This window comes from Desulfovibrio sp. ZJ746 (assembly GCF_011039155.1).
Classification (GTDB): domain Bacteria; phylum Desulfobacterota; class Desulfovibrionia; order Desulfovibrionales; family Desulfovibrionaceae; genus Desulfovibrio.
On record NZ_JAAKEK010000001.1, the window covers coordinates 92,501 to 108,188 of the forward strand.

At 67.4% G+C, this 15,688-nt stretch carries 16 protein-coding genes; 2 read left to right on the forward strand and 14 right to left on the reverse strand.

What is annotated here, in order from left to right; genetic code table 11:
* Positions 1-2: 2 nt before the first annotated feature.
* The 7 genes from yidD to carB all read right to left on the reverse strand — a co-directional run bounded on the left by yidD (position 3) and on the right by carB (position 6,739).
* The gene (gene yidD / locus G7Y54_RS00435; protein ID WP_165075298.1) at positions 3-266 is read right to left on the reverse strand and encodes a membrane protein insertion efficiency factor YidD; all 264 of its coding nucleotides are present in this window, start codon (positions 264-266) and stop codon (positions 3-5) included.
* Complete coding sequence (rnpA, locus tag G7Y54_RS00440) at positions 254-679, reverse strand: ribonuclease P protein component (protein WP_165075302.1); 426 nt, start codon at positions 677-679, stop codon at positions 254-256. The genes yidD and rnpA overlap by 13 nt, the downstream gene beginning before the upstream one ends.
* Positions 680-724: 45 nt before the next feature.
* A complete protein-coding gene (gene rpmH, locus G7Y54_RS00445) occupies positions 725-859 on the reverse strand; it encodes a 50S ribosomal protein L34 (RefSeq protein ID WP_165075306.1) in 135 nt (44 codons plus the stop codon).
* 338 nt (positions 860-1,197) lie between these two features.
* On the reverse strand, positions 1,198-1,854 hold the full coding sequence (locus G7Y54_RS00450; protein WP_165075311.1) for a hypothetical protein: 657 nt from the start codon (positions 1,852-1,854) through the stop codon (positions 1,198-1,200).
* A gap of 107 nt (positions 1,855-1,961) precedes the next feature.
* Entirely contained in the window at positions 1,962-2,183 is a 222-nt protein-coding gene (locus tag G7Y54_RS00455; RefSeq protein ID WP_165075315.1) for a TraR/DksA family transcriptional regulator, read from the reverse strand.
* Between the two features lie 180 nt (positions 2,184-2,363).
* A complete protein-coding gene (gene carA / locus G7Y54_RS00460) occupies positions 2,364-3,494 on the reverse strand; it encodes a glutamine-hydrolyzing carbamoyl-phosphate synthase small subunit (RefSeq protein ID WP_165075343.1) in 1,131 nt (376 codons plus the stop codon).
* The gene (gene carB / locus G7Y54_RS00465; protein WP_165075368.1) at positions 3,491-6,739 is read right to left on the reverse strand and encodes a carbamoyl-phosphate synthase large subunit; all 3,249 of its coding nucleotides are present in this window, start codon (positions 6,737-6,739) and stop codon (positions 3,491-3,493) included. The genes carA and carB overlap by 4 nt, the downstream gene beginning before the upstream one ends.
* Positions 6,740-6,939: 200 nt before the next feature.
* Between carB and G7Y54_RS00470 the strand changes: the two genes are divergently transcribed.
* The gene (locus G7Y54_RS00470) at positions 6,940-7,608 is read left to right on the forward strand and encodes an NAD(P)H-dependent oxidoreductase (protein WP_165075372.1); all 669 of its coding nucleotides are present in this window, start codon (positions 6,940-6,942) and stop codon (positions 7,606-7,608) included.
* 102 nt (positions 7,609-7,710) lie between these two features.
* Here G7Y54_RS00470 and G7Y54_RS00475 read toward each other — a convergent pair whose 3' ends face one another.
* From G7Y54_RS00475 to dapF, 7 genes are all read right to left on the reverse strand, one after another.
* On the reverse strand, positions 7,711-8,334 hold the full coding sequence (locus tag G7Y54_RS00475; protein WP_165075376.1) for a flavodoxin family protein: 624 nt from the start codon (positions 8,332-8,334) through the stop codon (positions 7,711-7,713).
* A 69-nt stretch (positions 8,335-8,403) separates the two neighbouring features.
* Positions 8,404-9,285: a WcbI family polysaccharide biosynthesis putative acetyltransferase gene (locus G7Y54_RS00480; RefSeq protein ID WP_165075379.1), complete on the reverse strand. Its 882-nt coding sequence runs from the start codon at positions 9,283-9,285 to the stop codon at positions 8,404-8,406.
* Positions 9,286-9,312: 27 nt separating this feature from the next.
* Positions 9,313-9,714: a 6-carboxytetrahydropterin synthase gene (locus G7Y54_RS00485; protein ID WP_165075382.1), complete on the reverse strand. Its 402-nt coding sequence runs from the start codon at positions 9,712-9,714 to the stop codon at positions 9,313-9,315.
* Positions 9,711-9,896 (reverse strand): hypothetical protein, encoded by a 186-nt coding sequence (locus G7Y54_RS00490; RefSeq protein WP_165075385.1) that lies wholly within the window; start codon positions 9,894-9,896, stop codon positions 9,711-9,713. Before G7Y54_RS00490 ends, G7Y54_RS00485 begins: the two co-directional genes overlap by 4 nt.
* A gap of 66 nt (positions 9,897-9,962) precedes the next feature.
* A complete protein-coding gene (gene adhE, locus G7Y54_RS00495) occupies positions 9,963-12,632 on the reverse strand; it encodes a bifunctional acetaldehyde-CoA/alcohol dehydrogenase (protein ID WP_165075388.1) in 2,670 nt (889 codons plus the stop codon).
* A 26-nt stretch (positions 12,633-12,658) separates the two neighbouring features.
* Positions 12,659-13,885, reverse strand: coding sequence for an LL-diaminopimelate aminotransferase (locus tag G7Y54_RS00500; protein ID WP_165075392.1), 1,227 nt, complete (start codon positions 13,883-13,885; stop codon positions 12,659-12,661).
* Positions 13,886-14,021: 136 nt separating this feature from the next.
* Positions 14,022-14,891, reverse strand: coding sequence for a diaminopimelate epimerase (gene dapF / locus G7Y54_RS00505; protein WP_165075395.1), 870 nt, complete (start codon positions 14,889-14,891; stop codon positions 14,022-14,024).
* 175 nt (positions 14,892-15,066) lie between these two features.
* Here dapF and G7Y54_RS00510 point away from each other — a divergent pair, with 175 nt between their 5' ends.
* A complete protein-coding gene (locus G7Y54_RS00510) occupies positions 15,067-15,678 on the forward strand; it encodes a phage minor head protein (protein ID WP_165075398.1) in 612 nt (203 codons plus the stop codon).
* Positions 15,679-15,688: the final 10 nt, after the last annotated feature.

A 15,688-nucleotide genomic window follows, 5' to 3' on the forward strand; every position in this document is an offset into this window, starting at 1 on the left:
GTCTACTCCTCGGACGAAGGCGGGTCGCCGGGGCGACGTCTTGGGGGTGGCACCGGGTCATAGCCCGAACCGCCCCAGGGGTGGCAGCGCATGAGGCGCCGCAGGGCGAGCCAGCCGCCGCGCGCGATGCCGTGCCGGAGGATGGCCTCGGCGGCATAGGCGGAACAGGTGGGCGTGAAGCGGCAGGCCGGCGGCAGGAGCGGCGAGATGCAGCACTGGTACAGGCGGATGGGCAGGATGCAGAGCCTGCGGACTATGCCGGCCACGGCGCCTGACCCTCCGAAGCTGCCGCGCGTTGCTGGCGCGTGCCGGGGCGCCCGTGTTTCGCCCGCCCCTCAAGGAGCGGCAGAAGCTCGGCGGTGACAGCGGCAAGGTCGAGCCGGGCCTCGCCGGCCTGGCGCTTGGCCACCGCCACCACATCCCCCGGGGGGAGCGCACCGGCATGCAGGCGGAAAAATTCCCGCAACAGGCGCTTTATGCGGTTGCGCGTCACCGCGTCGCCCACCTTGCGGGAAACCGCCATGCCCGTGCGGGAGCGGGCCTCATGCCCCGGCAGCAGGAAAAGCAGAAAATGGGGGCTGTGCAGACGGCGCCCGCGCTCGTAGCAGGCGGTGAATTCCGCCCTGCGCCGAACCCGGGCCGCCTTGGGATAGGCCGCCTGGGCTCCCGGGTGGGGCATGCCCTGTGCCTCGGGCCGCAACGGGATGCTCCGCCGCGCCCGGGCCTAGGGGGCCAGGCGCTTGCGGCCCTTGGCGCGGCGGCGGCGGATGATGGCACGCCCGCCGGGCGTGGCCATGCGCGCGAGGAAGCCGTGCCTGCGGGCGCGGCGGATCTTGCTCGGCTGGTATGTCCTTTTCATGAGCTGACTCCTTGAGGCTGGGAAAAGCGCCGCCCCGGCTTGTTTCGGCAAGAGAGAGCCGCCCCCGGTGTGGAGGCGGCGCCGGGCCGCGCGCTGGCATTGTGCCGAATGTGGCTACATACACGGCGAAAGGCCCCGCGTCAAGCGCGGGTCCGTACCGGCGGGGATGCGGGGAGGGAAAACAGCCGCCGGCTCCGGGGCGGCAATCCTTTCAGGCGCCCGTTTTCGGGGCGCACTGGAGGAGTTGCGAAGCCCGGACAGGAAGGGCCGCCGGGAAGGCCGCCAAAAAACGCGGCGGGCCGCCGGCAGCCCTCAAAAATGCCCGTCTTGGCCCGAACTTACTGGAGCGGCGGGATGGGCACAGGCTCCGTCGGGGCCTGGGCCGCGGGCACCTTGGGCGCGGCCGGGGCTGTCGGCGTGGCCTGCACCGCCTTGACGGGCTCGGCCGGGGCGGCGGGCGCCGCGGGTGCGGGGCTCACGGGCGTCTGGGGGTGCGGCGTCTGGGCCACTGGCGCCTGGCCCTCGGTGAGCGGGAGGACGCCGGGCGCCGCGGGTACGCAGATAAGCGCCGTGGAGCCCACGCCCTCGGGCACCTTGACGGTGGTCACGGCCTTGGGCGCCGCCTTGCGGGGCGCACGCCAGCGCTTGCGCGGCTGCTTGGCCTGCTGCGGCGGGAAGAGCGGCGGCACCAGCGCCGGGTCCACCCAGGTGGCGCCGGCCATTTTGAGCTGGCGCGGGATGAGCAGGGTGTTCCAATAGAGGCGCGCGCCGCCGTCCTCGATCCAGGCCTCGTCGAGGTTGACGGCGCCGTTGGGCAGATAGGCCGGGAGCTGCGGCGGCAATTGCACCGGGTTTTGCCGGGTGGGCGGCGTGATGATGGCCGGCCCGGCGTCATAGCCGGTCATGTCCATGGAGGTGGCGGCCGGCGCCTGACACGCGGCAAGGCACAGGGCCAGCATGAGCAATGCGGAGAGGATGTGGGGGAATCGCGGCATGGAGGTACTCCTTCTCCGCGTCTTATCGGCGGGAACGCGCATTCCTTTAGGGGTGGGCGCAAGGGACGCGCCCGGCCTCGCGTGTCGGGGAGGCCGCCCTCGTCGCCCTAGTGCATCCCCTGTTCGCGCTCCTCCTGGCAGGCGCGGCACAAGCCCACGCCCGGCAACGCGTCGAGCCGCTTCTGCGGGATGGGCTCGCCGCATTCCCGGCAGCAGGCCACGCCGTCTATCCACTCCGGGCCGCCCCGGTCCATGGATGCGCGCGCCCGCACGAGGGCGGATTCCCTGTCCATGCGTTCCAGTTCCGTGGCCTGGTCGAAAACATCCATGCTTGCCTCGCAAAGGTTGAGGGCGCCCGGGAGCCGGGGCCCGTATTTTCTCTGGCGCAAAGCAAGCGGCAACCCCGGGGGGTTGCCGCTTGTGTGCGGAATGTCAGTGTGCTTTCCGTGAGCCCGAAGTCTAGACCATGCCGGCGGCGGCTGTAAAGCCCCGGCCCTTGGCCCGGTGCCTCAGTTGCCCGTGGCCTTGCCGATCATCTCCCGGAAGCGGTGGAAAAGGTGGTTGCCGTCGCGCGGGCCGGCCGCGGCCTCGGGGTGGTATTGCAGGCTCATGATGGGGAGCTTTTTGTGCCTGAGGCCCTCGAGGGTGTGGTCGTTGAGGTTGACGTGCGTGGCCTCCACGTCGGCCACGCCGTCCAGCACCACATGGAAGCCGTGGTTCTGGGACGAGATCTCGATCTTGCCCGTGGTCAGGTCCTTGACCGGGTGATTGCAGCCGTGGTGGCCGAACTTGAGCTTTTCCGTATGCGCGCCGAGCGCGTGGCCGATGATCTGGTGCCCGAGGCAGATGCCCGTCACCGGCATGTCGCGGCAGAGCTCGCGCACGATGCCGATCTCCTCCCCGAGGGTGGCCGGGTCGCCGGGGCCGTTGGAGAGAAAGACCGCCCGCGCCCCCGTGGCCCGCACGGCCTGGGGGCTGAAGCCCGGCGGCACGGCCAGCGGCTCGAAGCCCGCGGCCACGAGGTGCCTAAGGATGTTCCACTTGATGCCATAGTCATAGACGATGAGCGGAAGCCCCGTGCCGCGCCAGGCATAGGAGCCGTCGGCGCCGAGGCTCGCGTGCTGCGGCGCGTTGTCATACCAGGCATAAGGCCCGGTGGCGGCCACGCGGGGCACGAGGTTGCGGCCCTTCATGGTGGGCAGGCCGAGCGCCTTTTGGCGCAGGGCCTCCTTGTCTTTCTCGCGCGTGGAGATGATGCCGCGCATGGCGCCGTTGAGGCGCAGGTGCCGCGTGAGCGCGCGCGTGTCCAGCCCCTCCACGCCCGGCGTGCCGTGCTGCATGAGAAAGTCCGGCAGGGACATGGTGGAGCGCCAGTTGGAGGGCTGCTTGCAGCATTCCTTGACGAGGAAGGCCTCGGCGTGGATGCCGGCGGATTCCATGTCTTCGGCGGTGATGCCGTAATTGCCCATGAGCGGGTAAGTCATGCAGACCATCTGCCCGGTATAGGAGGGGTCGGTGAGCACCTCCTGGTAGCCGGTCATGCCCGTGGTGAAGATGACCTCACCGCCCGTCTCAAAATCGCCCGTGAAGGACTGCCCCTCCAGCGCGAAGCCGTCTTCCAGCACCAGCACCGCTTTCATTCCTGCCCCCGCGCATCCCGCGCATAGTATTCCTGAAGGGTTTCCACATGGGTCACGTCGCGCCCGGCGGCCAGCGCCGTGGCCGTGGCCCGGGCCGCGGCGAGGGTGGTGCAGTAGGGCACCTTCCACGTCAGGGCCGCGCGGCGGATGGCCTTGGAATCCTTGGCCGTGTTCTTGCCCGAGGCCGTGTTGATGACGAGCGCGACCTCATGGTTGATGATGAGGTCCACGATATTGGGCCGCCCCTCGTAGACCTTGCGCACTTCCTCCACCTCAAGGCCGCGCTCGCGCAGCACTTTCGCGGTGCCGCGCGTGGCGAGCAGGTGGAAGCCGAGGTCCGCGAACAACGCCGCCACGTCGGCCACATAGGGCTTGTCGCGGTCATTGACCGAGAGGAAGACCTTGCCCGAGCGCGGGGGCCTTTGCCCGGCCGCTATCTGGCTCTTGAGGAAGGCCTCGGCGAAGTCCGCGCCCATGCCCATGACCTCGCCCGTGGAGTGCATCTCGGGCCCGAGGATGATATCCACCCCCGGGAAGCGCTGGAAGGGCATCACCGCTTCCTTGACGCAGGTGAAGCCGCCGCGCCTGAGGCTCCAGGGGTCGAGCTCGTCCAGCGTCTTCCCGAGCATGACCTGCGTGGCGAGATAGGGGAGCGGCACGCCCGTGGCCTTGGAGACGAAGGGCGCGGTGCGCGAGGCGCGGGGATTGACCTCCAGGATATAGATGTCGTCCCCCTTGATGGCGAACTGGATGTTCATGAGGCCCACCACCTTGAGCTCCCGGGCCAGCGCCTCGGCCTGGGCGGCGATGTTGGCGACGTGGTCGTAGGAGAGCGAGAAGGAGGGGAGCACGCAGGCCGAGTCGCCCGAGTGGATGCCCGCCTCCTCGATATGCTCCATGATGCCGGCAATATAGACCTCGTTGCCGTCCGAGAGGGCGTCCACGTCCACCTCGATGGCGTGCTCGAGGAACTTGTCGATGAGGATGGGGTGCTCGGGCTTTTCCGGCACTTGCTCGCGGAAATAGTCGGTGAGCTCCGCGGCGTCGTACACCACGGCCATGGCCCGGCCGCCGAGCACATAGCTCGGCCGCACCACCACAGGGTAGGTGATGCGCTCGGCCACTTCCAGCGCCTGCTCGAGGTCCATGGCCGTGCCGTTGGGCGGCTGGAGCAGCCCGAGCTTCTCGATGAGCGCCTGGAAGCGCTCGCGGTCCTCGGCGCGGTCGATGGCGTCCGGCGAGGTGCCGAGGATGGGCACGCCCGCGCGCATGAGCGGCACGGCCAGGTTCAGCGGCGTCTGGCCGCCGAACTGGACGATGACGCCCTCGGGCTTTTCCTTCTCCACGATGTTCATCACGTCCTCGAAGGTGAGCGGCTCGAAATAGAGCCGGTCGGACGTGTCATAGTCCGTGGAGACGGTCTCGGGATTGGAATTGACCATGATGGCCATGATGCCCGCGTCGCGCAGCGCGAAAGAGGCGTGGCAGCAGCAGTAGTCGAACTCGATGCCCTGGCCGATGCGGTTGGGGCCGCCGCCGAGGATGAGCACCTTGCGGCGGTCGCTCACCTGCATCTCGTCGCCGGTCTCGTAGGTGGAGTAGAAATAGGGGGTGTAGGCCTCGAACTCGGCCGCGCAGGTGTCCACGAGATAATAGGTGGGCAGGATGCCGAATTCCTTGCGCAGGCGGCGGATGTCCGCCTCGGGGCGCTTCCACATTTCGGCGAGCTGGCGGTCGGAAAAGCCGTATTCCTTGGCGAGCCGGAGAATTTCGCCAAGTTCCGGGTTGCCCGGCGTCATGTCGTTGGCGAGGCCGAAATCGCGGATCTTGGCCTCCATGTCGACAATATCCTTGAGCTGGCGGATGAACCAGGGGTCGATGGCCGAGGCGGCGAAGATGTCCTCCTCGCTCACGCCCGCGAGGAGCGCCTGGCGCAGGTAGAAGATGCGGCGCGAATTGGGCGTGCGCAGCTTCTCCATGATTTCGTCCACCGGCGCAAGCTCGGCGCGGAAGTTCCAGCCGAGGCCCGGCGCGCCGATCTCCATGGAGCGCAGGCCCTTTTGCAGCGCCTCCTTGAAGGTGCGGCCGATGCTCATGGCCTCGCCCACGCTCTTCATGGAGGTGGTGAGCTCGTCCTTGGCGCCGGGGAATTTCTCAAAGGTGAAGCGCGGCACCTTGAGCACCACGTAGTCGATGGCCGGCTCGAAGCTCGCCACGGTCTCGCGGGTGATGTCGTTGGCGAGCTCGTCCAGCGTGTAGCCCACGGCGAGCTTGGCCGCGATCTTGGCGATGGGAAAGCCCGTGGCCTTGGAGGCCAGCGCCGAGGAGCGCGACACGCGGGGGTTCATCTCGATGACCACCATATCCCCGTCCACGGGATTGATGCCGAACTGCACGTTGCTGCCGCCCGTTTCCACGCCGATCTCGCGCATGATGGCGATGGAGGCGTCGCGCACCTTCTGGTATTCGGCGTCGGAGAGGGTCTGCACCGGGGCCACGGTGATGGAGTCGCCCGTGTGCACGCCCATGGGGTCGAAATTCTCGATGGAGCAGATGACGACGCAGTTGTCCTTCTTGTCGCGCATGACCTCCATCTCGATCTCTTTCCAGCCGAGCACGCTCTGCTCGATCATGACCTCCGAGGTGGGGCTGGCGGAAAGGCCGCGCGCCGCGATGACCTCAAGATCCTCGAGGTTGTAGGCCACGCCGCCGCCCGTGCCGCCGAGGGTGAAGGCCGGGCGCACGATGAGCGGGAAGGGCAGGGTGTTGCCGAGCTCTCGCACCTCGTCCATGTTGTGGGCGATGCCGCTCGCCGGCATCTTGAGGCCGATGTTTTCCATGGCCTTGCTGAAGAGCTCGCGGCTCTCGGCCTTTTCGATGACCTCGGCGCGCGCGCCGATGATCTCCACCCCGTATTCCGCCAAAACGCCGCTCTTGAACAGCTCAAGAGCGGCGTTCAATGCCGTCTGCCCGCCGAGGGTGGGGAGCAGCGCGTCCGGCCGTTCCTTGCGGATGACCGCGGCGAGCGTGTCGTGCTCGATGGGTTCCACATAGGTGGCGTCGGCCATTTGCGGGTCGGTCATGATGGTGGCCGGGTTGGAGTTGACGAGGACGACCTCGTACCCCTCCTCCTTGAGGGCCTTGACGGCCTGCGAGCCGGAATAGTCGAACTCGCAGCCCTGGCCGATGATGATCGGGCCCGCGCCGATGACGAGGATCTTGTGAAGGTCCGTACGCTTGGGCATGAAATCTCCTGCGATGAGGAACGCGCGGGCGCCCGAGGGCGCCGCGCAGGTGGGCAAACAGCCTTTTTTACGTTGTGGAGGCCCCGCGGTCAAGCCGCAAGTGCGCGGCCCAAGGGGAGGGGCGCAGCGCCCCCTCCGCCCTTTACAGCGGGCCGGTTTACGGGGATACTGGAAGCCGCCATCATCCCAAGGAGGCAGACATGCAGATCTATGGCATCAACGGCAGCCCGCGCAGCAACTGGAACACGGGCACCATCCTCCAGAATGTGCTCGACGGCTTTGCCGAAAGCCGGGACGACGCGCTCACGGAAAAGATCGACCTCTACAGCTTGAGTTACAAGGGCTGTGTGAGCTGCTTCGAGTGCAAGCGCCTGGGCGGGCCTTCCTATGGGCGCTGCGCCATCAAGGACCAGCTCGGGCCGCTGCTCCCCAACATCCTTGAGGCGGATGCGCTCGTCATCGCCTCGCCCATCTATTTCAGCGACATCACGGGCATGATGCGCTGCTTCCTCGAGCGCCTGCTCTTCCCGCTCTTCGTCTATGACAAGGATTACAGCTCGCTCGCGCCCAAGAAGCTGCGCACGGCCTTTGTCTACACCATGAACGTGCCGCACGACCGCATGGAGCGCATGCAGTACCCCGAGCGGCTCGCGCCCATGGAGTCCTTCGTGGGCCGCTGCTTCGGCCACGAGCCGCGCAGGCTCTATGTGTGCGACACCTACCAGTTCAAGGACTATTCCAAGTACAAGATGGAGGTCTTCTCCGAGGCGGAAAAGGCCCGCCAGCGCGAGATGGAATTCCCCATCGACTGCCGGCGCGCCCGCGAGCTTGGCGCGGCCCTTGCCGCCGACGTGGCCGGCGAGCCCTAGGCCGCAAGTACGCGTCGCAAAAGAGTTGAAAGTGAAAAAAGCCCGGCCGTCACGAAAAGGCCGGGCTTTTTTCCTGCCGGAGGGACGGCTTGCGCCGCGCCCTCAGCGGATGAAGTTGGTCGCCACCCAGGGCTCGGGCGTGGGCGGCTCCACGCCCGCCGCCTTGCCGGCGGCGATGCACTTGAGGAGCCACGCCATGTTGTCGCCGAGGGTGCGCATGGTCTGGAGGCCCTCGAGATCCTGCACGGTCTCCTCCGGCATGTTGCCGTGCACGGAGTTCCAGTATTGCGAGGCCACCACGGGCATGCGCGCGATGGTGAAATACTTGTTCAGGCGGTCGAAGGAGGCGCTGGCGCCGCCGCGGCGGCAGCTGACCACGCAGGCGGCGGGCTTGAAGGCATAGGGCGCGGACTTGAGGAAGAACACACGGTCGAGAAAGGCGCAGACCGTGGCGTTGGGCCCGGCGTAGTACACGGGCGAGCCCACCACCAGGCCGTCGGCAGCGCGCAGAAGGTCGATGCCCTCGTTCACCGGGTCGTCCTTGAAGATGCAATAGCCGGTGTCGCGGCACTTGCCGCAGGCGATACAGCCGCGCACGGCCTTGCTGCCCACCTGCATGATCGTTGTGTCGATGCCGTGCTTTTCCAGTTGCTTCGCCACTTCGTTGAGGGCGGTCCAGGTGCTGCCCTTGGGGTGCGGGCTTCCGTTGACGAGCAGGACGTTCATGGCGGTCTCCTTTGCCGGTGTGAGTGCTGTGCGGGCGCGAGTCAGGTCCCGCGCCGGTATGAGTCTATGTCAAGCGTCTTTCGCAGGCAATGCCGGCTTCTCTCCTGCCGCAGCCGCCGCGTCCTCGCCCATGCCGCGCAAGAAACCCACAAGGTTCTTGACGCCGTGCGCCCGGCAGGAGAGATAGGCGGCGGTATATTCCTGGTGCGTGAGGCTCGCGCCGAACACCGGGTAGCGGCGCTCCCGGTTTGCAAAGGCGAGCCCCAGCTGCGGACCCAGGGCCGGGTGCAGGGGCAGCCAGAATTCCGCCTGCGGGTGCGCATAGGCGGCGCGCACGCTCGCGGGCAGCGGCCCGAGGCCGAGCAGGCGCAGCAACTCCTCCGCCACATGGAAGAGCAGCGCGTTGCCCGGGTGGTTCACCGTGAGAAACAACTGCTCCTCGCGCCAGCGCTCGCGCAGGATGTGGGCCGTGCGGATGGGGGCGTCCGCTTCCTTGGCTTCTTCGCGGGCGAGGGACTCCTCGGCCACGGCCTCCACATCGCCCAGCAGCGCCGGGTCGCCCTTGAGGTAGAGGCGCAGGGCGTCCTCCGGGGAAAGGCCTGCTCCGAGCAGCTTTTCCAGCAGGCTGTCGGCGAAGTCGATGCCCTGAAAGGCGTTCGTCCAGAAGGGCCAGTAGCCCTTGAAAAAGAGGTTGGGCAGGATGATGGCCTGGGCCTGCGGCCCGAGGCGGGGCAGCAGGCGCTCGGTGGCGATTTCCCCCCAGCGCGGGGCGAGCCGCTGGTGCAGGAAGAGCCCGCAGGCGGCGAGGTCCTTGTCCGCCACTTCCTCGCGCGTGTAATTGCAAAGCTGCCGTATCTCGAACAGCCGCGCGAAGGCCGGCGTGTTCTCCAACAGCGGCCGCAACGCGTCGCCCTGGCAGTTGGCGTGGAGGATGCAGAGGGACTTCGCCATGGGAAGCTTGGCAATGCGGAGGAGGGCTTATCCATCCATATAGGTGGCGCTCTGGCTCGCGCGCTCGCTCACGCTCACGCTTACAAGGCGCACGTTGGCGGCCTGCGGGTCATCGCTTGCCGCCAGCCGCGCCGCCACGTCGCGGAAGATGTGCCGCGCCAGGTTCTCCGAGGAGGGGTTGCGCGCGTCAAAGGGCGGCGTTTCGTTGAGCATGCGGTGGTCGAGCCCGGCCAGGGACGCCCGCAGCACTCCCTTGAGCGTGCCAAAATCCAGCAATATCTCAGTGTCCGGGGCCAGTTCCGTCCCTTCCACGCACAGCTCCACGCCGAAATTGTGGCCGTGCGGGTTCTCGCACTTGCCCCGGTAGTGCCTGAGCGCGTGCGCGGCGGCGAATTCCTCGCGCACGGTGAGCCGCCAGAGGCCGCTCATCCCACTATCCACCACATGACGCAGGCCGAGATGAAGGTCACGACGATGGCCGTGACGATGCGCATGTTCTGGTTCCACTCAAAGGGCGAGTGCTGCGGCTCCAGTTCCACCGCGCCCTCGGGCTCGTTTTCCGAAGGCCGGGAGGGCACGAAGAGGCGTTCCAGCCAGGAGAGAAAGGACATGATGCCTCCGCGCGCTCACGGCGGGCGGCGCGCCCCCGGCGGGAGGACGCGCCGCCAGGAAGCGCGCTAGTTTTTCGTCAGCTCGGCCTTGAGCGGTTCGCCGTAATAGGCCTTGCGGTAGAGTTCCTTGAGCTCGGAAATGAGCGGATAGCGCGGGTTCGACACCGTGCACTGGTCGTCGAAGGCATGCTCGGACATCTCGTCGAGCTTGGCGAGGAAGTCGGCCTCGGCGATGCCCGCGTCGCGCAGCGACTTGGGGATCTTGAGGTCGCGCTTGAGCTGCTCGATGGCCCGCACGAGGCGCGCTGTCTTTTCCGCGCGGGCCTCGGGGCCGTCGCCCTCCACGTCGTCGGCGAGGTGCAGCATGTCGGCGATGCGCGCGTAGCGCCCCTTCACCCAGGGGTACTTGTACTGCGGCAGCATGCCCTGCTTGGTGGGCGTGTCCGTGGCGTTGTACTCGATGACATAGGACAGCATGATGGCGTTGGCGAGGCCGTGGGGCAGGTGGAAATACGAGCCCAGGGTGTGCGCCAGCGAATGGCAGATGCCAAGGAAGGCGTTGGCGAAGGCCATGCCGGCCATGGTGGCCGCGTAGTGGATCTTCTCGCGCGGCACCAGCCTGTCCTCCCCGCCCTCGTAGGATTTGCGCAGGTACTTGAAGACGAGGCGGATGGCCTCCATGGCCTGCCCGTCCGCGAAGTTGGTCGCGAGCGTCGAGGTATAGGCCTCGATGGCGTGGGTCAGCACGTCCAGCCCCGCGTTGGCGATGAGCGAGGGCGGGAGGTCCATGACGAATTCCGGGTCCACGATGGCCATGTCCGGCGTGAGCGCGTAGTCGGCCACCGGGTACTTGACGCCGGTCTTGTTGTCCGTGATGACCGCGAAGGGCGTGACCTCCGAGCCCGTGCCCGAAGTGGTGGGGATAGCCACCATGAGCGCCTTCTTGCCGAGCTCGGGGAAGGAGACCACGCGCTTCCTGATGTCCATGAAGCGCAGGGCGATGTCCTCGAAGCGGATGTCCGGCTTTTCGTAGAGCAGCCAGATGATCTTGGCCGCGTCCATGGGCGAGCCGCCGCCGAGGGCGATGAAGAGGTCGGGCTGGAAGGCGTTGACCATGTCGAGCGCCTTGCGCGCGGTGTCGATGTCCGGGTCTGGGAGCACGCCCGAGAACACGCGCACGTCCATGCCCATGTTTTCCAGCACTTCCTGCACCTTGTGGACGTGCCCCAGCTTGACCATGGTCTCGTCGGTGATGATGCAGGCGCGGCGGCGGTCGGAAAGCTCCTCCAGCGCCGGCTTGAGCGCCCCGAGCTTGAAGTAGATCTTGGAGGGCACGCGGAACCAGAGCATGTTTTCGCGGCGCGCGGCCACGGTCTTGACATTCATGAGGTGCTTCACCCCGATGTTTTCGCTCACGGAATTGCCGCCCCAGCTGCCGCAGCCCAAGGTGAGGGAAGGCGCCACGCGGAAATTGTAGACATCGCCGATGGCGCCCTGGGCCGCCGGCATGTTCACGAGCGTGCGGCCCGTGGTCATGGTGTCCTCGAAGGCGCGGATGCGGGCGTCATTGGTCTCGCGGGTGTAGAGCACAGAGGTATGCCCCGCGCCGCCCAGCTCCACCAGCTCCTCGGCCGTGGCGAGGCAGGCCGCGTAGTCCGGGCGGCGGTAGAAGCCGAGCACGGGCGAGAGCTTTTCATGCGCGAAGGGGTCGTCGGCGCGCACTTCGTCGCGCTCGGCCATGAGCACCTTGGTGCCCTCGGGCACGGTGATGCCCGCCATCTCGGCGATGCGCTCGGCCGACTGGCCCACGATGGCGCTGTTGAGGGCGCCGTTGACGAAGATGGTTTTCGCGAGCTTCTCGGCATCTTCCTTGTCGGCGAAAAAGGCGCCGCGGCGGATGAATTCCTCGCGCACGGCGTCGGCCACCGGGGCCTCGGCCACCACGGTCTGCTCCGAGGCGCAGATCATGCCGTTGTCAAAGGTCTTGCTGAGGAGGATGGAATTGACCGCCATCTTGATGTCGGCCGTGGCGTCGATGATGACCGGGGTGTTGCCCGCGCCCACGCCGATGGCCGGCGTGCCGGAGCTGTAGGCCGCGTGCACCATGCCCGGGCCGCCCGTGGCGAGGATGAGGTTGATGTGCGGATGGCTCATGAGCGCCTGGGTGAGCTCGGGCGTGGGCTCCTCGATGCAGTCGATGATGCCCTCGGGGGCCCCGGCCTCCACGGCGGCGCGCAGGATGGTCATGGCCGCCTCGCGGGTGCTCTTTTTGGCGCGGGGGTGCGGCGAAAAGATGATGCCGTTGCGCGTCTTCAGCGCCAGCAGGGCCTTGAAGATAGCCGTGGACGTGGGGTTGGTGGTGGGCACGATGCCGGCCACCAGCCCCAGCGGCGCCGCGATTTCGCGGTAGCCGGAGACCGGGTCGTCCTCGATGACGCCGCAGGTCTTGCTGTCCTTGTACTTGTTGTAGATGTATTCGGAAGCAAAGTGGTTCTTGATGACCTTGTCTTCCACGATGCCCATGCCGGTCTCGGCCACGGCCATCTTGGCGAGCCCGATGCGCTTGGAGGTCGCCACCGCGGCCGCGTGCTGGAAGATCTCGTCCACCTGCTTCTGGTCATACTGGGCGAACTTGGCCTGGGCGGCGCGCACGCGCTCCACCATGGCGTCGAGCTTTTCGCGGGGCGTAAGCTCGGCCGGGGCCTTGGCCTTTGCCGTTTCGGTTTTCTTGCTCATGTTTTCCTCGTTGTGCTGCCGGATGTTCAGGCGAGCTTGGTGAGGCGCGCGATGGCTTCTTCGGTATCCGAGGGCGAGCCGAAGGCGGTGAGGCGCACATAGCCCTCGCCGCTGGCGCCGAAGCCCACGCCCGGCGTGCAGACGAGCGCCGCCTCGTTGAGCAGCCGCTCGAAAAAGCCCCAGGAATCCATGCCCTTGGGCACGCCCACCCAGATGTAGGGCGCGTTCACGCCGCCGAACACGGGAAGCCCCATGCCGGCCACGGCCTCGCGCAAGAGGGCCGCGTTGCGCTGGTAGCCCCTGATCACGTCGCGCACCTCGCGCCGGCCGTTCTCGCTGTACACGGCGGCGGCGGCCTTCTGCACGATGTAGGGGCAGCCGTTGTACTTGGTGCACTGGCGGCGGTTCCAGAAGCCGTTGAGCGCCACGCGCCCGCCCTTGCCGTCGTCCACCATGAGGCTTTCGGGGATGACGGTATAGGCGCAGCGCAGGCCCGTGAAGCCGGCTGTCTTGGAGAAGCTGCGGAACTCCACGGCCACGTCGCGCGCGCCCTCGAGCTCGAAGATGCTGTGCGGCACGTCCGCGTCCTGGATATAGGCCTCGTAGGCCGAGTCGAAGAGAATGACGCAGCCGTGCTCGCGCGCGTAGTCCACCCAGCCCTGGAGCTGGGCGCGCTTGAGCACCGTGCCCGTGGGGTTGTTGGGATAGCAGAGATAGATGATGTCCGGCCGCGTCTCGGGATAGGCGGGTACAAAGTCGTTCTCGCGCGTGCAGGGCAGGTAGATGATGCGGCTCCAGTGGTGGTCCTTCCAGTCGCCCGCGCGGCCGGCCATGACGTTGGAGTCCACATAGACAGGGTAGACCGGGTCGGTCACGGCCACCACGCTGTCCGGCGCGAAAAGCTCCTGGAAATTGCCCACGTCGGACTTGGCGCCGTCGCTGACGAAGATCTCGTCCGGCTTGATGTCCACGCCATGCGCCTTGTAGTCGTATTCCATGATGAGGTCGCGCAAAAAGGCATAGCCCTGCTCGGGCCCGTAGCCGTGGAAGCGCGCGGCGTCGCCCATGTCGTCCACGGCCTCGTGCAGGGCGTTGACGACGGCGGGCACGAGGGGCCGGGTCACGTCGCCGATGCCGAGGCTGATGACGCGGGCGTCGGGATGGCTGTCCTTGTAGTCGGCCACCTTGCGCGCGATGTCGGCGAAGAGGTAGTTGCGCTGGATCTTGAGGAAGTTGGGGTTCACCCTGGTCATGGAAGCCTCGCTTGCTGCGGCGCTGCCGCGTTGGGGGAGAGTTAATGCCGCTTGGGCTGTTGTACAGACTCGTACAGATGAGAGGGGCGGCCGCCACGCGTCCGCCCATTCGGTCAGGTGCGCCCCGTGGGGGCGCTTACAGATAATACACGCCGTCAAAGACCGTCACAGCCGGGCCGGACATATAGACATGGTTGTTGGCCTCGTCCCAGTCCACATGGAGCACGCCGCCCTTGAGTTCCACATCCACGGAGCGGCCCGTGTAGCCGTTGAGGATACAGGCAACGGCCGCCGCGCAGGCGCCGGTGCCGCAGGCCAGCGTTTCGCCGGCGCCGCGCTCCCACACGCGCATGCGGATCCTGGTGGTGGAGAGCACTTCCACAAATTCGGTGTTGGTGCGTTTGGGGAAGAGGTGGTGATGCTCGAAGAGCGGCCCCAGCGCCGGCAGGTCGAGGTCGTCGATGCCGCGCATGAAGACCACGGCGTGCGGGTTGCCCATGGAGACCGCCGTCACCGCGTAGGTGCGGCCATCCACTTGGATGGGGTGGGCGATGCAGCGGCGGTCTTCCTCGTCCACGCTGAGCACCGGCGCGAGCTCCACCGGGATGCGGCTCGGCACGAGGATGGGCTCGCCCATGTCCACCTTGGCGCCGCAGACCGTGCCGCCCTCGAACTTGAGGCGGATGATCTTCTCGCCGGCCGCGGTCTCGAGGCGGATGATTTCCTTTTTAATCAGGCCGCGGTCATAGGCGAACTTGCCCACGCAGCGCGTGGCGTTGCCGCACATTTCGGCCTCGGTGCCGTCGGCGTTGAACATGCGCATCCGAAGGTCGGCAGTGGCCGAGGGCAGGATGAGCACGAGACCGTCCGAGCCCACGCCGAAGTGCCGGTCGCTTATCTGCTTCGCAAGCTCGCCGGGATTGGCGACTTCCTGCTCGAATCCATTGATATAAACATAGTCGTTGCCGATGCCCTGCATCTTGGTGAACCGCACTTCACGGGCCATGACGCCTCCTTGAGCCGCCGCGTTTTCCGCGTCGGCGTAAAAGGAAACGCTAGCCGGAAGCCGCGAAAAAGTAAAGGCGCGGACCGGCCACGGGCTCCGCGTCGGGGTCTCCAACCGGCCCCGCATTGACTTTTGTGCAGGCATGGCGGAAAGTGCGCCCACGAGAAGGAGGCGCATGCACTACCGTTCCCGCATGGCAGCCGCGGCGGTCTTTCTGGCCGTGGGCGGCGCCCTCGCCGTTGCCGGCTTCTTTTCCGGCGAGCTTGCGCTCGACTTTGCTCCCGCCGTGGCCGTGGGCTTTCTCGGGCTCGTCATCATCGCCCTCGGCGTCCTGCTGCTCCGGCGCGGCCTCGCCGAGCGCCCCAGGCCGGAGCGCCGCCCCGATGCCCCGCCCCAGCCGCTGCCCTATTATTCGCGCAACTGTCCCTTCTGCGGCCGCAGGCTCGGCCTGAAGGAAGAGAAGTGCCCCACGTGCCGCCGCAAGGTTCCGGCCGGGCTCACCTGCTCGGCGGGCGTGGCGGACGCGGAGGCCGCCCAGGGCGCCTTTGCCGCCGTGCGGGATGCCGCCCTTGCGGAGGGGAGCAGCGGCTATATCTGGCGCGCGGTGCGGGACGAAGGTACCTGCGAGCGCTGCGCCAACAATGACGGCCACGTTTTCCAGTGGGAGCGGGAGCCCATCGGCGGCCATGCCGGCGCGCGCGCCCGCTGCCGCTGCCGCCCGGAGCCGGTGTTCCCCGAGCAGAGGGGGGCGAAGGGCGCGGCGCCTTCTCCCACTCCCAAGGCATGAGGTGAGCAGG

Excerpts from the sequence above, each read along its gene's own strand:
- dapF (WP_165075395.1), bottom strand. The coding sequence starts at position 14,891 with ATGGCCCGTGAAGTGCGGTTCACCAAGATGCAGGGCATCGGCAACGAC.
- G7Y54_RS00485 (WP_165075382.1), bottom strand. The coding sequence starts at position 9,714 with ATGAGCGGCCTCTGGCGGCTCACCGTGCGCGAGGAATTCGCCGCCGCG.
- G7Y54_RS00480 (WP_165075379.1), bottom strand. The coding sequence starts at position 9,285 with ATGGCGAAGTCCCTCTGCATCCTCCACGCCAACTGCCAGGGCGACGCG.
- rpmH (WP_165075306.1), bottom strand. The coding sequence starts at position 859 with ATGAAAAGGACATACCAGCCGAGCAAGATCCGCCGCGCCCGCAGGCAC.
- G7Y54_RS00475 (WP_165075376.1), bottom strand. The coding sequence starts at position 8,334 with ATGAACGTCCTGCTCGTCAACGGAAGCCCGCACCCCAAGGGCAGCACC.
- adhE (WP_165075388.1), bottom strand. The coding sequence starts at position 12,632 with ATGAGCAAGAAAACCGAAACGGCAAAGGCCAAGGCCCCGGCCGAGCTT.
- G7Y54_RS00450 (WP_165075311.1), bottom strand. The coding sequence starts at position 1,854 with ATGCCGCGATTCCCCCACATCCTCTCCGCATTGCTCATGCTGGCCCTG.
- rnpA (WP_165075302.1), bottom strand. The coding sequence starts at position 679 with ATGCCCCACCCGGGAGCCCAGGCGGCCTATCCCAAGGCGGCCCGGGTT.
- G7Y54_RS00470 (WP_165075372.1), top strand. The coding sequence starts at position 6,940 with ATGCAGATCTATGGCATCAACGGCAGCCCGCGCAGCAACTGGAACACG.
- G7Y54_RS00490 (WP_165075385.1), bottom strand. The coding sequence starts at position 9,896 with ATGTCCTTTCTCTCCTGGCTGGAACGCCTCTTCGTGCCCTCCCGGCCT.
- carB (WP_165075368.1), bottom strand. The coding sequence starts at position 6,739 with ATGCCCAAGCGTACGGACCTTCACAAGATCCTCGTCATCGGCGCGGGC.
- carA (WP_165075343.1), bottom strand. The coding sequence starts at position 3,494 with ATGAAAGCGGTGCTGGTGCTGGAAGACGGCTTCGCGCTGGAGGGGCAG.
- G7Y54_RS00510 (WP_165075398.1), top strand. The coding sequence starts at position 15,067 with ATGCACTACCGTTCCCGCATGGCAGCCGCGGCGGTCTTTCTGGCCGTG.
- G7Y54_RS00455 (WP_165075315.1), bottom strand. The coding sequence starts at position 2,183 with ATGGATGTTTTCGACCAGGCCACGGAACTGGAACGCATGGACAGGGAA.
- G7Y54_RS00500 (WP_165075392.1), bottom strand. The coding sequence starts at position 13,885 with ATGACCAGGGTGAACCCCAACTTCCTCAAGATCCAGCGCAACTACCTC.